Origin of the sequence: Streptomyces sp. NPDC099050, assembly GCF_044759865.1 — a bacterium.
In the GTDB taxonomy this organism is placed as follows: domain Bacteria; phylum Actinomycetota; class Actinomycetes; order Streptomycetales; family Streptomycetaceae; genus Streptomyces.
This window is the reverse complement of sequence record NZ_JBIWAE010000038.1, coordinates 40,277-57,051: the sequence shown is the minus strand read 5'-3', so window position 1 is coordinate 57,051 and position 16,775 is coordinate 40,277. Positions and strand designations below refer to the sequence as shown.

Sequence of the window (16,775 nt, the reverse complement as noted above, 5' to 3'; positions counted from 1 at the left end):
TCTTGGTCGAGAACCCATCTACCAGGAGCTTCGTCGTTCCGTACAGCCCACACCGACCAACACCACAGCCCCACCGTCAGGTTGAAAAAGGCTCAGTGCCTCGGCGACGGCATCCCGTTCCATCCGCTCGTCTTCCAGGCGCCGAACAGCAGCGCGAGTGAGGGCGGAGACGCCGTGGATTCGTTGCACTGGAACATATCTACGTGGCCGCCATCGCTCAGCGCGGACAGCCTTGGGACGCCTACGCGGCATCGGCCTTTCGGATCAGCATGCCGTCATCCTGCCACGGACTGATCAGCATCCGCACGTGAGTACCGTGAGCCCTACCGGGCCGGGTGTTCCTACTTCCCACCGACATTCATGCGCTCTCCGGACGACGAGTGCTGCCGGAACCCACCAACAACTGTTCCTGCTTGTGGCCTACGCAGCCAATGCCGCGAGAGTCGGTTTGTGCAGTCCGGCGATCGCGGCGGCAAGGTCCCGGTCACGGGCCTTGCGGCCGTGGGCTACGTACGCGTTCCGGGCCGCGGTGAGCTCCGCCGGGCGTGCCGCGTTCAGCTCCAGCATCACCAGCCACCGTCCAGGCCGTCCCCGGCACCAGTGGACGGTCTGGGACGGGGCGCCATCCCGCGCTACGGGACGAGCTCGTCTCGTACCGGTGGTGTCTTCAGCGCAGCTTCGATTGCCTCTACGGCATCTGCGAGGCGGCGGTAGATCTGCGTCGAGAGTCCCGTCCGCTTCAGGCCGTGTTGGAGCGGATCGCGCATGTGCTTCTCGCAGACGACGAAGTCGGCGTACCCGGCCGCACAGGACAGATAGACCATGTCCGTCAGATCGTTCGGGCGCCACGTGGTGCCCTTGTTCAGGTGCCGGCTGTGCAGCATCTCCCGGAAGAGCCCGAGGGCCGGCGACCCTCCGATGGCTCGTACCAGCCCTTTGAAGCCCCATTCTCGGAACAGTTCCTTCGGAACGTCTGCCGCAGCGGCCTCCTCGACCAGCTCCCCTTGTAGATCCTTCAAGAGGTGGACATCGATGGCCCTGCGCTTCTGCTGAGCGTCCTGCTCCAGCCCGTCCAGCCAGTCGCTGAACCGCTGGCTCAGCGCCGTCCACCCGGTGTCCGGTCCTGGCTCCACCTGCTGGGTGTCGAGCATCGAGTCGATGGAAACGGCGGCGGCGAGCAGTGCCTCGTACTGGAAAGTGAACCCGCGCTGGAACCGCGGCGGTCCATCGGGAGCAGCGCGCCGGGTGGGAGAGAAGAGGGCATCGGGGTCGAGGGTGATGACCGGGGCGGAGCGCAGGCTGTCGGAGCGGTTCATGCGGTGGCAGAAGGCATCGTGAAGCTCGTTCCGCCGGACCTGCAGTGGATCGCGCATCTGCCAGCCACGGCTGTACTGCAAGATCGTCAGCCCCAGGGCGTATCGCTTCTCCGTGCTGAAGCGCTTGCTGGTCTCGTAGTAGTGGCCGGCAGAAGCGGGGAGGACGATGCGGCGTTGGTCCACCCAGCCCCTGAGCTTCCGGGCAGCGGCTCGATCCGCCTCGCTGCTCTTCTCGCTGCCCCGGTCGGCATTGCTGAGCAGGCTCCACTGGTTCTGGTCGAGGTACACGACGAGTCGCCCTCCGAGCTGGTCTCCAACTCCTTCCATCGGCAACTCGAACAGAACTCGGTCCCCTGTCAGGGTCGTGGCAAGGAGGGCTCCGTATGCCGGGGTGAAGTCCAGCCTGGCCACGACGCTCGTGTCTTCGAACATGGAGGTGTCCAACGGAAACTGCGCCTCCTTCCCGTCGGAGCGGGTGAAGACGGTGCAGGCCGCTGCGCGATCCATGGTGATCAGCCTGATGGATAGGGTGCTCTCGTTTGCCACGAGAGCAATCCTGCGCCGATTTCCTCAGGATGTGACCTGGTTTGTTTCCGAGGCCTTCGCCGAGCGAGCACGAGGCACCAAAGGCGCCGCCGACTTCGCAGCCGCCTGGTCGAGTCTTGGGGGCAGGTTCGTGTGGGTGTCCGATGGGGCCCACAGTGCTCCGCAAGCGAGCGGCGCACACCGCGGTATAGCCGGTCCTCCCCTGCCACACACGTTCGACCAGGCGGCTTAGTCATCTCAATGTCAGTGCCTCATGCGACGCTCACGACATGGACGAGTGGGATCCGGAGAACGCTGATCCGAGCCAGCAGGTAGGTGCACGGCATCACACGGTGCCCGCTTTCTATCTGCGCAGGTTCGCCAACTCTCAAAACCAGCTGTGGGTCCGCGACCGTAGGTCTCCCAAGCCCGGGCTGCGTAGGGAAAGTGATCTGGCGATCCGAGATTTCTACACGTTCCAGAACGTCCGTGGCGAGCCTGACGGGCGCATGGAGCTACTCCTGCAAAGGGTCGAGGACCGTGCAGCGAGGGCGTTGCGCCGTGTGACTTCCTCCGTCACCTGGGGACAACAGATCACGCCCGCGGATAGGGCAGACCTCTGCATCTTCGTAGCCTTCCAATGCGTCCGGGGGCTCCGCAAACGTCGCGAGATCGAGCTCATGTCAGACCTCTACGTCCGCATCATGCAATTGAACAACCCGGTCGGCTCCGGGCGCCGTGAGGTTGCCGCGTACCGGGACATGCTCCGTGACTTCAGAACTCTCGAGGTGACCAGCCACCCCAACGACCATGTGGGCCTTCTGGGGAAGCTGGCTGAACCCCTCTGTGAGCACCTGCTGCGCAGGCCACTCACGGTGATCGGATTGACCGCCGGGGCATTGCTTACTTGCGACGAGCCCGTCGTCACCTTCGACGACCAGGAGGATCCACCCGTCCCGGTGATCCCTCAGGCGCGACGCCGGACCCGCAGCCGTCGGCGCCGGGGACAACGAGAGATCCAGCAGATGAGATCCCTCATCCAGGTTCAGAGCACCCGGAACCGGGGACTGGCCGGAGCAGATGAGGTGGTCATGCCTGTGGGCCGACGCACCTTGCTGGTCTTCAGTCACCCTGCCGCCAGCATGTCCTCCCATCTCCGGCTGGCTCCGGAAGAGAGCTACGAAGCGGCGAAGGAGGTGAACGAGGGCATCCTGGCCCAGGCGTACTTCATGGCCTTCGCGCATCCCGATGACCGGCATCTCCTCGCCAGCCCTCTCCCCGAAGTCGGCCCGCTCTATCGCCTCGGTGGTGTCCATCCCGAGCAAGCCCGTGTGGCCGGCGCGGCTCCGAGCCACCTCAGACCAGAACTGTTTGGCCGCAACTGAGAAGATTCGAGGCCCAGCAGACAGGCTCACTTCGTCCGCTCCGCCGCAACGCCGAGCGAGGGTCGCGCCCAGTCCACGCTACGACGCAGCGTCGCCTGCCATCTGGGACTCGCGTCGGAGATGTCCTTAAATATCTTAATCGTCAAATTTTGGCTGTAAGTCCCTGATTCGGGTACGGACCCAACATGGAGTCGGCGGGGACCTACTTCATCGCTGCCGAGGGCAGAGGTTGCCTGATGCGGCAGGGGGCCCGGCGCGAGGCTTGGGATTTTCGGCGAGGACCAGCAGGTCACCGTCGCCGGATGATTCTGTGACCGCGTGCCCGAGCTGCACCAGCAAGCCTGAGACCGCCACCTGGACGATGCCATCATCCTGTAACCCGAACCTGCGGAGTGCTTCGAGGGCAGCGAGGACAAGCCGTCGGAAGCCGTCCGATCTGAGCCGCCCGGCCCGCTCGCCGTCGGACAGCACGGTGGCTAACTGCATGGTTTACCCCTGGCGCTGCGACAGCGGCGCCTTGGCGCGGCGGGCGTTCTGGTGTCGGGAGCGCGTCGGCGCGGTCGCCGCCCTGGGCAGGCCCGACTCCGCAGGAGCCGGTGAGACACTGCCCTCCCTCGCAGGGGCGGTGGCCGGTGCCTGTGCAGTACGTCTTGGCCTGGAAAGCCACCTTCGCCGGCTCGCCGTCGGGTAAAGAGGGTGCCAGCGGCTGGGGCCGGTGGGGCTTCCTCTTCGCGGCGGCCGTGCCGCCGGGTCCGGGGCGCTGGGACACGTCTTGTCCGGGCAACGTGGCCAGGGCGCGGTCGCTTCTCGCACCAGCTCACAGGGGCCGGCAAGGGCTACGGCAGAGTCTCGCCGAGGATCAGCTGGCCGACTGCTTCACTCAGGGCGGAGCGTGCCTGGTCGTCGAGTCCGTCGTCCGAGACGTAGTAGTCGATGTCCGAGAGGCTGATGAACTGGCTGAGGCCCACTACGCCCCATTTGGTGTGGTCGGCGACCAACGCTACCTGCGTGGCGGAGGCGATCAACGCGCGGTTTGTCTGTGCCTCGGCGAGGTTTGGGGTCGTCGCACCGGCGCGTTCAGAGACCCCGTGGGCGCCGATGATGAGCAGGTCCACCTGGAGTGAGCTGATCGCCTGATCGGCCAAGGGCCCTACCAGGGAGGCCGACTTCGTCGGGGAGCCGCCGGTCAAGAGCAGGGTGCGCCCTGTGGAAGGGGATTCCGCCCCGTGGGGTCGCATGAGCTCGGCGATGGGTAGGGAATTGGTGACTACGGTGAGGCCGGGCACATCGAGCAGCCGGGTCGCCACCGCGTAGGACGTCGTCCCTCCGGAGAGGGCGACAACGCTACCCGGTTTCACGAGCGCGGCTGCGGCCTCGGCTACTGCTGCCTTGGCTGTCGACTCGAGACCTGCCTTGGTTTCGAAGGGTGGTTCGTCCCCGGTGGTCATCGAGGCCTTGATGGCGCCGCCGTGCACCTTTGACAGTGAGCCGCCGCGGGCCAGCACATCGAGATCACGGCGGATGGTCATATCGGAAACGCCCAGTTGCTCCACGAGCTCGGCCACTCGCACGGCCCCGTCGCGGCGCACGATGTCGAGGATCAGGGCCCTTCGCTGGGGTGCGAGGCGCGCTATTTCCGTCACAGTCTGGGCTCTCTTCTTGCTTGCCGTGCGAGTTTTACCGACACCGACACACGGTAACCCACTTAATCCAACAGTCTACGTTTCGGCGACTTCTCGTTCGATGCGCCGGGCACCTCTTGCCGGGGATACCGGGAACAGGTTCGGTTCTCGATAGCCGGCCGTACGGAATGCTCGGGTCACGGAGGCGCCTATCGCGGCTGCCCGGTCCTCGGCCACCAGCGCGATGACGGATCCGCCGAAGCCTCCGCCGGTCTGGCGTGCGCCGAGCCCGCCCGCGTCCAGGACGGTGTCCACCACCAGGTCGCTCTCGGCACAGGAGATCCGGTAGTCGTCACGCAGCGATGCGTGGCCTTCGGAGAGGATCGGGCCGATCGCTGCGATGCGCCCCGCCCTCAGGTGTGCCACGACATCGGCGACCCTCGCGTTTTCGGTCACGATATGCCGGACGAGGGGCACCAAGTGCGCGGGGAGCGCCCGCCCTGCAGCGGGCAGGTCTGCCGGGGTGATGTCGCGCAACGCGGCAACACCGAGCAAGCGAGCGGCTCGCTCGCATCCGGCCCGTAGTGCCGCGTATGCACCGTCTCCGAGATCGTGCTTGACCCGTGTGTCCACGATCAAGAGGCGCAAGCCCTCTGACTCCGGGGCAAACGGTACCTGTTCGTGGCTACCAGCACGGATGTCCAGGTGCAAGGTCGCTCCGGCGGTGCAGCAGGAGGAGGCCAGCTGGTCCATGGCTCCGCAGGGCACGCCGGCGAATCCGTTTTCTGCCCGCTGCGCGAGCAGGGCGAGCGTCGGTGCGCTGAGGCCGAGCCCGTACAGGTCGTTGTAGGCAAAGGCGACTGCGCACTCGAGCGCGGCCGAGGACGACAGACCGGCCCCGACGGGCACCGTGCTGTCGATGTGCAGGTCGGCGCCTCCGACGCTGTGGCCGGCTTCGCGCAGCGCCCACACGACTCCGGCAGGGTAGGCCGCCCACGTGGTGACCGCTCCGGGCACCAAGTCGGCGAGGGCGAGGTCGTGGACAGGGCCGTCGCCTTGGGCGCTGTGCAGCCGCAGCCGTCCGTCGTCTCGGCGGCGCGCCGCAATCAGTGTGGTCTGCGGAATGGCGATGGGCAGGGCGAAGCCGTCGTTGTAGTCGGTGTGCTCGCCTATCAGATTGACTCGGCCTGGTGCTGCCCAGATTCCGTGTGGTTGGGTGCCGAAGATGCTTCGGAATGCCTCTTTCACGCGAGCTCCTTAAGCGCGAATGCCCAGGCGTCGGCGACGATGGTGTCCAGGTCTGTTCGGCGTGGCTGCCAGTTAAGGCGCTGGCGGGCGCGGTCGGCGGACGCGACGAGCACGGCGGGGTCGCCGGTTCGGCGCGGGCGGACGCGTTGGGAAACCGTGCGGCCCGTTACCCGGCGGACGGAGTCGATCACCTCTCGGACGGTGAAACCTTCCCCGTTGCCTAGGTTGCAGATCAGGTGCTCGCCGGGACGGGCTGCTTCCAGGGCCAGCAGATGGGCTTCGGCCAGGTCGGCGACGTGGATGTAGTCGCGTACGCAGGTGCCGTCGCGTGTCGGGTAGTCGTCGCCGTAGATGTCGATGTGTGAGCGTCTGTGCAGTGCGACTTGGAGGAGAAGCGGAATGAGGTGCGACTCCGGGTCGTGGCGCTCGCCGTGGCTGCCGTGGGCGCCGGCGACGTTGAAGTAGCGCAGGGAAACGGCGGCGAGCCCGTGGGCGGCGGCCGCTCCGCTGATCAGATGGTCGACGGCTAGCTTGGTGGCGCCGTAGGGGCTGGTCGGCGCGGTTTTGGCGTCCTCCGTGATCGGAACGTGGTCCGGTTCGCCGTACACGGCTGCGGTGGAGGAGAACACCAGGGTTCGCACGCTGGCCCGGCGCATGGCGGCGATCAGCTCAAGGGAGCCGACAACGTTGTTGCGCCAGTACTTCTCCGGGTCGCGCACGGATTCGGCTACCTGTGAGGATGCGGCGAAGTGCAATACGCCGGCATATCCGGGGTGCAGGAGGGTGGCTGCCTGGGCCGCGTCGCCCTTGACGAAGTCGGCGCCTTCGGGAACGGCCTCAGAGGTGCCGGTGGTCAGATCGTCGAGCACGGTCACGCGGTGGCCGGCGGAGAGGAGGCTGGCGGCAACCACGCTGCCGATGTATCCGGCGCCGCCGGTAACGAGGTATCGGCTCATGACGCGACGTCCCGCAGACGCTGGGCGGCAGTTTCGGGGACGACATCGTTGACGAAGGATTCCATGCCGGATTCGGCCCCGGCGAGGAACTTGAGCTTGTCCGCCGACCGTCGGGGGGTGAACAGTTCCAGGTGCAGGGCCAGTTCTTGGCCCCCGGTCTTCGGCGCCTGGTGCCAGGCAGATATGTACGGGGTGGGCACCGGTGCAGAGGTGTCCTCCTGGCGGTGGAACAGGCGGTCGAACCTGCGGAGCAGCTCCAGGTATATGCCGGGGAACTCGGCCCGCTCTGCCTCTGAGAGGTGGGTGAGGTCCGGGACGCGGCGGTGGGGGTACAGGTGCACCTCGTAGGGCCAGCGGGCTGCGAAGGGAACGAATGCCGTCCAGTGCTTCCCGGCTATGACCACCCGGGAGGTGGCGGCACGAGCCTCGGCCAGCAGGTCCTCGAAGAGGTTTCCTCCGGTGGCCGCCCGGTGGGCGTCAGCGACGGCGACCATCTTGGCAGTCCGTGGCGGTACGAAGGGGAAGGCGTAGATCTGGCCGTGCGGGTGCGCGAGCGTGACGCCGATCTCAGCGCCGCGGTTCTCGAAGCAGTAGACCTGCTCGATGCCGAATTGGGACGAGAGCTGTTCGGTCCGGTCCGTCCAGGCTTCGAGGACGAGGCGCGCTCGGTTGTCGGTCAGGTCGGTGAAGCTCGCATGGTGATCGGGCGTGTAACAGACCACCTCGCAGCGTCCTGTGGGACTCGCCAGGGAGGGAAAGCGGTTCTCGAAGACGGCCACCTCGTAGTCCGCCGCGGGGATTTCACTGTGGCCTTCGTCCCGGGAAGGACACAGCGGGCACGCGTCGGCCGGCGGGTGGTAGATGCGTCCCTGCCGGTGTGAGGCAATGGCGACCCAGTCGCCTGTCGCAAGGTCCAGGCGCAGTTCAGGCCTGGACTGGACGGGTTCCAGCGGACGCTGGTCGATTGCCTCACGGTCGGCGCTGTTGTCGAGGTCGTAATAGATCAGTTCGCGGCCGTCCGCGAGCTTCGTAGTGGTCTTCTTCACGGAACGCCCGTCTCTTGAAATGGGGGCTATCGGGCCCACAACAAGAATAAACACTAATCAACTATAGTCAACGGCTTGGGGTCGCCCCTCGGCGGAACTCGCACGGCTGACGCCGAGCTGGTGCCGCTCGTACCGTGCCGCGACGCGTGGATCGACAGGCGACAAGGGGCTGCAGCCAAAAGGTGCGCTATGGCAGCTGGCGGACGGTAATGACCGTCCAGTCATCCGTGCACGGCTGGGTTCGCCGTCGTTGCGCCAGAGAAGCGTCACACTCGCCGAGTCATCCGTGCGCATGCAGCGAGGCCCGCCCCTCAGGGGCGGGCCTCGCTGCATGCGCTGTGCCGAGCAGCGCGTGTGGAGTAGCTGATGGGCTGGCGCGTCAGTGTGGCAGTCCGACGGCGCGTTCCCCGCTGCGACGTTGTTGGATGACGACCGCGGCGACGAGGAGGGCGCCTTGGGCGACGTTTTGCCAGAAGGTGTTGATGCCTTCGACGGTGAGGCCGTTCTCCAGGGCGCCGAGCAGGGCGACGGCCAGGAGGGTGCCGCCGATGCCTCCCTTTCCGCCCTTGAGCGCGCAGCCTCCCAGCGCAGCTGCGGTGATGGCCTTGAGCTCGAGGCCCTCGCTGCCTGAGACGGGCTGGCCTGAGCCGGTCCGGGCGGTCAGCAGGATTCCGGCGATGGCTGCGACGACACCGATCAGGGCATATACGGCCACGAGGTACTTGTTGATGTTGATGCCCGCGAGCCGAGCTGCGGTGTCGTTGCCGCCGATGGCGTAGAGGTTGCGGCCGATGTCGGTGTACTTGAGGAGGATGTGCACCGTCAGTGCCACCACCGCAAGGATCCAGATCATCACGGGTATTCCGGCGATCTCGCCGCGCCCGAGGAAGATGAACAGGGGGTCGTTGAGGACGTAGCCCTGCGCGCGGCCGCCGGATACGAGCTGGGCCACTCCCTTGTATGCGGCGAGGCCGGCGAGTGTGGCGATGGTCGGGTTGACGCGTCCGTAGACGATGGCGACACCGTTGACCACGCCGACCAGGATCCCGACGCCGCATGCGGCAAGAATCCCGATATATGGGTTGGACCCGGTGGAGGTGAAGACCATGGCACTCACGACCGAGGCCAATCCGGCCTGGGAACCGACTGAAATGTCCAGACCACCGCAGATGATCACGACCGTCTGAACGATGGCGAGGAGTCCGGTGATCGTTGCGGCCTCACCGATCACCTGGATGTTGGAGAGGCTCAGATAGTTGTCGTTGAGGGCCCCGAACAGGGCCATTACCAGCACGAGGGCACCGATGAGGCTGAGATTCTGACCGCCGAGCGAGGAGAGGAGGTCCTTTCGCGGCTTCGCCACGGGGGCGGATGCGCTCTCGTTGGTAGCTGGGGTTCGGGTCGTGGTCATCGAGCGTCTCCATCGGCGGAGTCGGGGTTCGGTCGGTCTGAGGTGACGGAGGCAAGGTCGTCGGCCATGGCGAGGTTGAGGATGGCTTCCTCGGTTGCTTGCGAGCGGCTGAGCTCGCCGGTGATGCGACCGTTCTGCATCACGACAACCCGGTCGGCGAGTCCCAAGACCTCGGGGAGTTCGGAAGAGATCACGATCAGGGCGACCCCTTCCCGGGCAAGGTCGGCGATGATGCGGTAGATCTCCGCCTTGGCACCGATGTCGATGCCGCGCGTAGGTTCGTCGAGGATGAGAACCTTGGGCTTGCGCAGAAGCCACCGAGCAAGGACGACCTTCTGCTGGTTGCCCCCGGAGAGTTTGCGCACTTCGTGCTCGATCGAGGGCGTACGGACACGCAGCCGGTCGGAGAACTCCTGCGCCACCGCCTTCTCCTGCCGGCTCCGGACGAAGCGCCAGCAGCGCATCCGGTCGAGGCTCACCAGGGATGTGTTGTCCCTGATGGAGCGATGAAGGAACAGCGCCTGGGCTTTGCGCTCCTCGGGGGCGAGGCCGATGCCGGCCCTGATCGCGTCCTTGGGGCTGCGCAGGCGCACGGGTCGGCCGTTCATGAGGACGCGGCCGGACCGGATGGGCTGGTCACCGGCGAGGGCGAGGGCGAGCTCGGAACGTCCGGCACCCATGAGGCCGGCGAGGGCGATCACCTCTCCGGCGCGGACCTCAAGGTCGATGCCGGTGACATCGTCCGTGGTAACGCTTTCCAGGCGCAGGACCACCTCATCCCGGGCAACGTCCTGCCGCACGAAGAGCGTGGACAGGTCGCGGCCGACCATAAGGCGAACTACTTCACCCTCGTTGGTCTTGGAGGCTTGCAGCACCCCCGCAACCGTGCCGTCGCGCAGGACGGCAATGCGGTCTGCGAGGCGGAAGATTTCCTTCATCCGGTGGGAGACGTAGATGATGGCGATGCCCTGGTTTCGGAGCCGCTCGATGAGGGCGAAGAGCGCTTCGACCTCGTTCTCCGATAGCGAGGAGGTGGGCTCGTCGAACGCTATGACCTTGGCGTCACCCGTCAGGGCCCGCAGGATTTCGACCAACTGGCGCTGGGCTGGGGTCAGTTCGGAACCGAGCTGATCGGGGTGGATGACCTTCTCAAAGCCGAGCCGGGCCAGGTCGCCGGTGATGCGGCGCCGCAGCTCCGCTCGGTCGAGCCGGCGTCCCATGCCACGCGGGAGGGCGCCTGCGTAAACGTTCTCGGCGACGGAGACGTGCGGAATGATCTCCGGCTCCTGCGGGATGATGCGGATCCCGGCCTTGCGGGCGTCGTGCGGCGAGGACAGGGCCAGTCGACGTCCGCCCCAGAGGATGCCCCCCTCGGTGGGCTGGTGGTCGCCGGTGAGAATCTTGAGGAGTGTCGACTTGCCGGCGCCGTTCTCACCCATGAGGGCGGTCACCTGGCCTCGGGGGAAGGTGAGCGTGACGCCGCTGAGCGCCTGCACCGCACCGAAGCGCTTGGTGACGTTCTCCACGGAGATATCTTCGCCAGGGCCATCGGCGGAGGCGGCAGCTGATTGCCGCGTGCCGACTGTGGTCATGGAAGCCTCGCAACCTGGGAGTACGTTGCCGGCTCAGCAACGATGCTGGTCGGCGGGATCGTGACAGGGAACGGAGGACGGGTACGGTGCCGTTAATTGCGGGGCCGTACCCGTCTAGCCGCGGGTTGGAATCAACCGCAGGTGACGCCCGCGTCCTTCCAGTTGGACGCGTCGACCATCTTGGTCGGGGCGAAGGCTTCCTTCGGGAAGTCCTTGCCGTTCTTCAGCTTGTCGTACATGGTCTGGACGGCCAGGGCGCCGACGTCCTTGCCGTTGATGAAGAGAGCGGCCTTCATGCCGGACGGCTTGCCCGTCCCCCAGTTCTTGCACGCGAGGTAGGCCCCGAGGCCAACGCCGATCACGTCGTCGGCCTTGTAGCCGGCGTTTGCCAGGGCGGTCACACCACCCTGGACGTTCTCATCGTTACAGCCCCAGACAACCCAGTGCTTCACCGACGGGTTGGCGGTGATCGTCGCGGCGATCTTGTCCTGCGCGCCCGTCGGGGAGTTGTCCGTCGGAACGTCGATGTTCTGCACCGCCGCGCCAGCGCCGGCCGTGAACGCCTTCTTCGAGGCGTTCACACGGTCGGTGCAGACGGTCACGTCCTGCTTCCAGGCCGAGATGGTACGGGTCTCCGCGGGGTTCCAGCCGGCCTTCTTGTACTCCTCGGCGGCCCGCTTGCCGACCTCCCCGCCCATCTGCTCACCACTGAACCCGATACGGGGCACCAGGGCGTCGGGACTGCAGGAGGACGGGTCCGGCCCGGTGCTGCAGATCTGGTCGTCCGACGTCAGGAGCGCCACGTTGGCGTCCTTCGCCAGCTGCACGACCTGCGGACCTACCGCGGGGTCGGGGACGACGAGGATCAGCCCGTTGCTCTTCTGTGAGATGGCCGCCTGCGCCTCGCTGACGGTCTTGTTCGCGTCGGTGCCCAGGTTCACCACCTTCAGGCTGATCCCGAGTTCGTCCGCCTTCGCCTTCGCGCCGGCGGCCTCGCCGATGAAGTACTCCTGGTCCCCCTGCTTCTGGAGGTAGGTCAGGGATATCTTCCCGTCGATCTTGGCCACGCCCGTGGTCTCGCTCTTGGCCTCCTGGCCACTGGAGCATGCCGCCAGGACAAGCATCGTGGCCATGCCCAGAGCCGCTGCAGCTACCGGTCGGCGGTGGTGGTGAATAGACATTTGGTTCCCTTTGCTTGGGCGATCGCGTGGGGGCGATCAGTGGGGCACGCGGGGTGGGATGGGTGCCGGGCGGGCTGTCATCGTGTTCGCCACGCCAAGGCTGCAGGCAGGTCAGTTCCGTCGAGATGGAGGTCTTCCATCTCCTCGGCGACGCCTACTCTCGGCGAGAAACTCGCCAAAGTCGCTCCGTTTCAAACCTGATGCAACAGAGAAAAGCTTTATTTCCGCCACAAGTCAACAGGACGACGCTCGGGTCCTCGATTGATGCCACCTCGTGACCTTCGACGGGGCATCGACCCCACGACGGCGGTCCTGAACTGCATCGGCCCAGTAAAGTGGCGTCAGCCAGCCGGACTTCACCGGAGCCGGTTGGTATACGCAGGCCCCAAAGCATCACTGGGGGGGCGGGTGAGCGCTCTCCTCTTTGCGTACGCCATAACTGTTTAACTCTGTTGGGTTCATAGTGGCGCGCTCGGCTCGACCGATGCGCTCCATCGGCTGCTTTGGCCGGCCGCCGCCGGGATCCGACCGGAGGACCTCGCTGTACCGCCGCGGCTACCGTGGCGAGCGGTGGGTGACTTCGTACTCGCCAGCGAAGTCCCGCAACGAAATTCTCCGTGTGCAGGCAAACAGAGCGGTGATGCGCTTTCGGAGTCGCTGAGTGGGCATCCGTCCCCGGGGGGCCTGGCTTGATCCCAGCCTCGTATCCCGGTCGGCCGCCAGGTGAGGTGGGTGCCAGTCTCGTCAGTGGGACCAGAAGCCGCGCAAGGCCGCCGACCGTGGGTCCCATGGTGCGAAGGAACTCCTTCATTGCCCTAGGCCGGAGACGTAGGGACCGCGAGCGGCCTGCCCCCGCTGGCGGCATTGGGACAAGACGGGGCACCGCTGCCGGCCCTGAGCCGCCCGGTCGGTCGTCTAGCACGGAGGCACCAGGAGAGTCACTTGCGCCGAACTGAGTTGGATCCTCGCGCCTCTGCGATGCCTCGTAGCGTGTTCCGCTCGCGCATCTCGGAGTGCCTCTTCGACTGCCTCCGACTCAGATCCGGCCGTCACCACGAAGGTCTGGCGTCCCATCCGGCCATCCCACGTGGTGAAGTTCCACGTCACCTCGTACCTGTCCCAATCCACGCAGCGCTCCCCGGCGCCTGGACGGAGCGCCAGGACCGCCAGGGAATGCGAGAGGTGGTTGGAGCGCGAAGCCTGGTCCTTCGGCGTAAGACGGGTGGGCTGGGTGAGCTGGATTCGCTCGTTCGACATGACGACTCCTCGATGCGGGGCGCCTTAGACGGTTGTCATGCCGCCGGCTTGCTGCCGCGTCCTCTCTAGGCCCCTGCCCGCCGTGCCAAGGAACCTGCAAGGGGGCGGCGGGAACCGATCAGACGCGGATCCAGACCGTCATCCAACATGTGACGTCTGATGTCTAAATCGACATTTCCGATGACCTGGCCCGATTCTGAGCGCAGACACAGCTAATTGCAAGCTTTTCAAGGGCTAGAGATCTGATGAATTGACCAGGATGGCGTGAGACATCGCATGTCTTAGATCACGCGGCGCTCTCGGAAGGACGCGACGCGGAACAGCGGCTGGCAGGTCCTTGAAGTACCCGGCTGTCGAGATCGCCTGCTGCGGCGGCTCCCTCCGCGGCAGGGCATCACGGCTCGGGCTCCGGGAAGCCATGCTGGTCAGCGCCTGCTTTCACCGATGTCAGGGCCTCGCACGCTCAGCCCAGGAAGGACGCCCCCCGCCAGGCCGCCCCGCCCGCGAAGAGGAGCACGCCGGTGATCGGCTACTCCCACATCCGCTCCGCCCTCGACGACCACTTCTACCGCCTTGCAGCGAAGCTGACGGGTGACAGTAGACCGCCGCCGGCTTCTGGCAGCCGCCGAACGTCTTCTCGCGTCCCGCGGCAGACAGCGCCCGTGAGCGAACTGCCTCGGCCGGGTCCGCAAGGGTGGTGCAATGACGATGCAGACGGACGGACGCCCTTGAGCCGATAGCACGTACCGAAGGACGCCTGATGGATCTTGCGTATCCGGGCCGTTGGGCTGGGCGCTCGACGCCCGAAGGTATTCGCGCATCCGCAGGCCGCCGCAGTACCAGACGCTCGCGCGGGGGATCCCGAGGATGCCGCAGAGCCTCGGCCGAATCGGCGCCGGTGATCGCCCATGAAGGAGCGGTTCACCAGCACGTCCCTCTGGCGACTCACCGGGGCGCCGCGCCGAGGATGTCGCGTTCTCTTGCAGCTCGCGATCCTCTTCCGCGCGGTGGCCCACTCGGCCGGGAGAGGGTCACCGCCAAACCACGTAGCGGTAGGAGGTGCACAATCGGCGCCGGAACGTCGTCCGTTGACGGACCGGATCCAGTTCCGCAGGGCTTCGGCATCACCCCGAGATCAGTTTGACCGAGTTGATCGTCGCTCCGGCTGAGACCAGTACAACGCGACCGCGATGGGTGAGGTCGTGCTTCGTCCCCACTGGGACGCCGTTCACCCTGGACCCTCAAGGCCCGAGTTTCTCGGGTGTTCAAGGCCATGGATTTTAGCCGGCCCTCGTCGAGCCGTCACCATTCGGCCAGGGAGCCATCGCTGCGACGCCAGACCGGGTTACGCCAGCGATGGCCGGTCTCGGCGGCGCGCTCCACTGCTTTAGCGTCGACGTCGATGCCCAGCCCGGGTTCGGTGAGCAGGGCGACGTGGCCGTCCTTGTACTGGAATACGGAGCGGTCGGTGAGGTAGTCCAGTAGATCGGATCCGGCGTTGTAGTGAATGCCGAGGCTCTGCTCCTGAATCAGGAGATTGGGGGTGGCGAAGCCGACCTGGAGGCAGGCGGCCAGCGCGATGGGACCGAGCGGGCAATGGGGAGCAAGGGAGACGTCGTAGGCCTCGGCCATCGCCGCTATCCGTCGTACTTCGGAGATTCCGCCTGCGTGCGAGAGGTCGGGTTGGGCCACGGCGATGCCCTGCTGGAGTACTGCCTTGAAGTCCCATCGAGAGTAGAGGCGTTCTCCGGTTGCGATGGGGATGCTGGTGGAGCGTGCGACTTCGCCTATGTGGGCGCTCATCTCGGGAACCACGGGTTCCTCGACGAAGAACGGCAGGTATGGCTCGAGCAGAGGCAGTACGCGCCGCGCCATGGGGAGGGTGAGGCGGCCGTGAAAGTCCACGGCGATGTCGAAGTCGTCGCCCACTTGCGAGCGGACGCTTGCCACCCTTTCGACGATGTCGTTGACGGCCCGCGGCGTGTCGATGAGTTCCAGCTGGGGAGAGGCATTCATCTTGATGGCCGTAAAGCCCTCGGCCTTGCGGGCAGCAGCTTGCTGCGCGACGTCGGTCGGCCGGTCGCCACCGATCCAGCTGTACACCCGTGCCCGGTCGCGAACGTTGCCGCCCAGGAGCTGCCACACAGGCACGCCCAGGGCCTTGCCTGCGATGTCCCACAGGGCCTGGTCGATGCCGGCGACCGCGCTGGACAGGATGGGACCGCCGCGGTAGAAGCCACCCTTGGTGAGGACCTGCCAGTGGTCCTCGATACGCATTGGGTCCTGGCCGATGAGGTAGTCGGAGAGTTCCTCGACGGCGGCTGCGACGGTGTGGGCGCGGCCCTCGATGACCGGTTCACCCCAGCCGGTGATGCCTTCGTCGGTGTCGATGCGCAGGAAGCACCAGCGGGGGGCGACCAGGTAGGTCCGCAGGGATGTGATCTTCACTTGGATTCCTTCTTGACGGCCCAGCCGCCGTCCACGGTCAGGTTCGTGCCAGTGATGTAGGAGGCGTCATCGGAGGCGAGGAAAGCGACGGCGGCCGCCACCTCGTCGGGGTGGCCCAGTCGCCCCAGCGCCGTGGCGCGGGCGGAGAGCTGGCGGCCTTCCTCGTCCACGTCGTGCCAGTTTTCGGTGAGGATGGGGCCGGGTAGTACGGAGTTGAACCGCACGTCCGGTCCGTATTCGACCGCGAGCTGGCGGATGAGCGCGCAGATGCCTCCCTTAGCCGCGGCGTAGGCGGGGTAGCCGGGCAGGCTGGTCAGCGCGTGCACGCTGGATGAGGCGACGAACGATCCGCAGGTGGTGCGCAGGTCGTCCAGGAAGGTGCGCACGGCCAGGTAGGGCGCTTTGAGGTTGACCGCCATCTCACGGTCCCAGCTGGTGCCGGTCAGCTCATGGGCGGGTGCCTCGGTGTGGGTGAAGGCGTTGCTGTGCACGATGGCCACGGGGCCGAACAGCGTGTGGGTGTGGTCCCTCAGACGGAGCCAGTCCGGCTCGGAGGAAACATCGCAGTACACGAACTCGGCGCGGCCGCCGGCATCGCGAATTCTCTGCGACAGGGCGGTGCCCGCCTCCATCTCGATGTCGGCGAGGACGACGGCGGCTCCTTCGGCCGCCAGTCGTACGGCGCTGGCTGCCCCGATGCCGGACGCGGCGCCGGTAACGACGGCGGTTCGCCCTGTGAATCGCTTCATGGTCGGTCCTTGATCTGCTGTGCGTTGGAGTACCGGTGA

Annotated in this window: 12 protein-coding genes; 1 reads left to right on the top strand and 11 read right to left on the bottom strand. The window is 66.3% G+C overall.

Features of this window, described 5'->3' with window-relative positions; translation table 11 throughout:
• Window positions 1–420: 420 nt before the first annotated feature.
• Entirely contained in the window at window positions 421–567 is a 147-nt protein-coding gene (locus ACIQV3_RS37725) for a hypothetical protein (protein WP_403721045.1), read from the bottom strand.
• 65 nt (window positions 568–632) lie between these two features.
• Complete coding sequence (locus ACIQV3_RS37720) at window positions 633–1,862, bottom strand: hypothetical protein (protein WP_403721043.1); 1,230 nt, start codon at window positions 1,860–1,862, stop codon at window positions 633–635.
• A 269-nt stretch (window positions 1,863–2,131) separates the two neighbouring features.
• On the opposite strand from ACIQV3_RS37720, the gene ACIQV3_RS37715 reads away from it, so the two are divergent.
• Window positions 2,132–3,226: a DUF4238 domain-containing protein gene (locus ACIQV3_RS37715; protein WP_403721040.1), complete on the top strand. Its 1,095-nt coding sequence runs from the start codon at window positions 2,132–2,134 to the stop codon at window positions 3,224–3,226.
• An 836-nt stretch (window positions 3,227–4,062) separates the two neighbouring features.
• On the opposite strand, the gene ACIQV3_RS37710 is transcribed toward ACIQV3_RS37715, so the two are convergent.
• The 9 genes from ACIQV3_RS37710 to ACIQV3_RS37670 all read right to left on the bottom strand — a co-directional run bounded on the left by ACIQV3_RS37710 (window position 4,063) and on the right by ACIQV3_RS37670 (window position 16,736).
• Window positions 4,063–4,869 carry a DeoR/GlpR family DNA-binding transcription regulator gene (locus tag ACIQV3_RS37710; RefSeq protein WP_403721038.1) on the bottom strand — a complete coding sequence of 269 codons (807 nt, stop codon included), beginning with the start codon at window positions 4,867–4,869 and terminating at the stop codon, window positions 4,063–4,065.
• Window positions 4,870–4,944: 75 nt separating this feature from the next.
• On the bottom strand, window positions 4,945–6,096 hold the full coding sequence (gene galK / locus ACIQV3_RS37705) for a galactokinase (RefSeq protein WP_403721036.1): 1,152 nt from the start codon (window positions 6,094–6,096) through the stop codon (window positions 4,945–4,947).
• On the bottom strand, window positions 6,093–7,052 hold the full coding sequence (gene galE / locus ACIQV3_RS37700) for a UDP-glucose 4-epimerase GalE (protein WP_403721034.1): 960 nt from the start codon (window positions 7,050–7,052) through the stop codon (window positions 6,093–6,095). Before galE ends, galK begins: the two co-directional genes overlap by 4 nt.
• On the bottom strand, window positions 7,049–8,098 hold the full coding sequence (gene galT / locus ACIQV3_RS37695) for a galactose-1-phosphate uridylyltransferase (protein WP_403721031.1): 1,050 nt from the start codon (window positions 8,096–8,098) through the stop codon (window positions 7,049–7,051). Before galT ends, galE begins: the two co-directional genes overlap by 4 nt.
• Before the next feature lie 379 nt (window positions 8,099–8,477).
• Window positions 8,478–9,509, bottom strand: a complete 1,032-nt coding sequence (locus tag ACIQV3_RS37690; protein ID WP_403721028.1) for an ABC transporter permease — start codon at window positions 9,507–9,509, stop codon at window positions 8,478–8,480.
• Window positions 9,506–11,035, bottom strand: coding sequence for a sugar ABC transporter ATP-binding protein (locus tag ACIQV3_RS37685; protein ID WP_403721024.1), 1,530 nt, complete (start codon window positions 11,033–11,035; stop codon window positions 9,506–9,508). The genes ACIQV3_RS37690 and ACIQV3_RS37685 overlap by 4 nt, the downstream gene beginning before the upstream one ends.
• 197 nt (window positions 11,036–11,232) lie before the next feature.
• Window positions 11,233–12,234, bottom strand: a complete 1,002-nt coding sequence (locus ACIQV3_RS37680) for a substrate-binding domain-containing protein (protein ID WP_403721021.1) — start codon at window positions 12,232–12,234, stop codon at window positions 11,233–11,235.
• Between the two features lie 2,607 nt (window positions 12,235–14,841).
• Window positions 14,842–15,987, bottom strand: a complete 1,146-nt coding sequence (dgoD, locus tag ACIQV3_RS37675; RefSeq protein ID WP_403721018.1) for a galactonate dehydratase — start codon at window positions 15,985–15,987, stop codon at window positions 14,842–14,844.
• A complete protein-coding gene (locus ACIQV3_RS37670; protein WP_403721016.1) occupies window positions 15,984–16,736 on the bottom strand; it encodes an SDR family NAD(P)-dependent oxidoreductase in 753 nt (250 codons plus the stop codon). Before ACIQV3_RS37670 ends, dgoD begins: the two co-directional genes overlap by 4 nt.
• Between the last annotated feature and the right edge of the window lie 39 nt (window positions 16,737–16,775).

What these genes read in the sequence shown, in the direction of transcription:
- ACIQV3_RS37680 (WP_403721021.1), bottom strand. Translation starts at nt 12,234, where the DNA reads ATGGCCACGATGCTTGTCCTGGCGGCATGCTCCAGTGGCCAGGAGGCC.
- ACIQV3_RS37690 (WP_403721028.1), bottom strand. Translation starts at nt 9,509, where the DNA reads ATGACCACGACCCGAACCCCAGCTACCAACGAGAGCGCATCCGCCCCC.
- ACIQV3_RS37670 (WP_403721016.1), bottom strand. Translation starts at nt 16,736, where the DNA reads ATGAAGCGATTCACAGGGCGAACCGCCGTCGTTACCGGCGCCGCGTCC.
- ACIQV3_RS37725 (WP_403721045.1), bottom strand. Translation starts at nt 567, where the DNA reads ATGCTGGAGCTGAACGCGGCACGCCCGGCGGAGCTCACCGCGGCCCGG.
- ACIQV3_RS37715 (WP_403721040.1), top strand. Translation starts at nt 2,132, where the DNA reads ATGGACGAGTGGGATCCGGAGAACGCTGATCCGAGCCAGCAGGTAGGT.
- galE (WP_403721034.1), bottom strand. Translation starts at nt 7,052, where the DNA reads ATGAGCCGATACCTCGTTACCGGCGGCGCCGGATACATCGGCAGCGTG.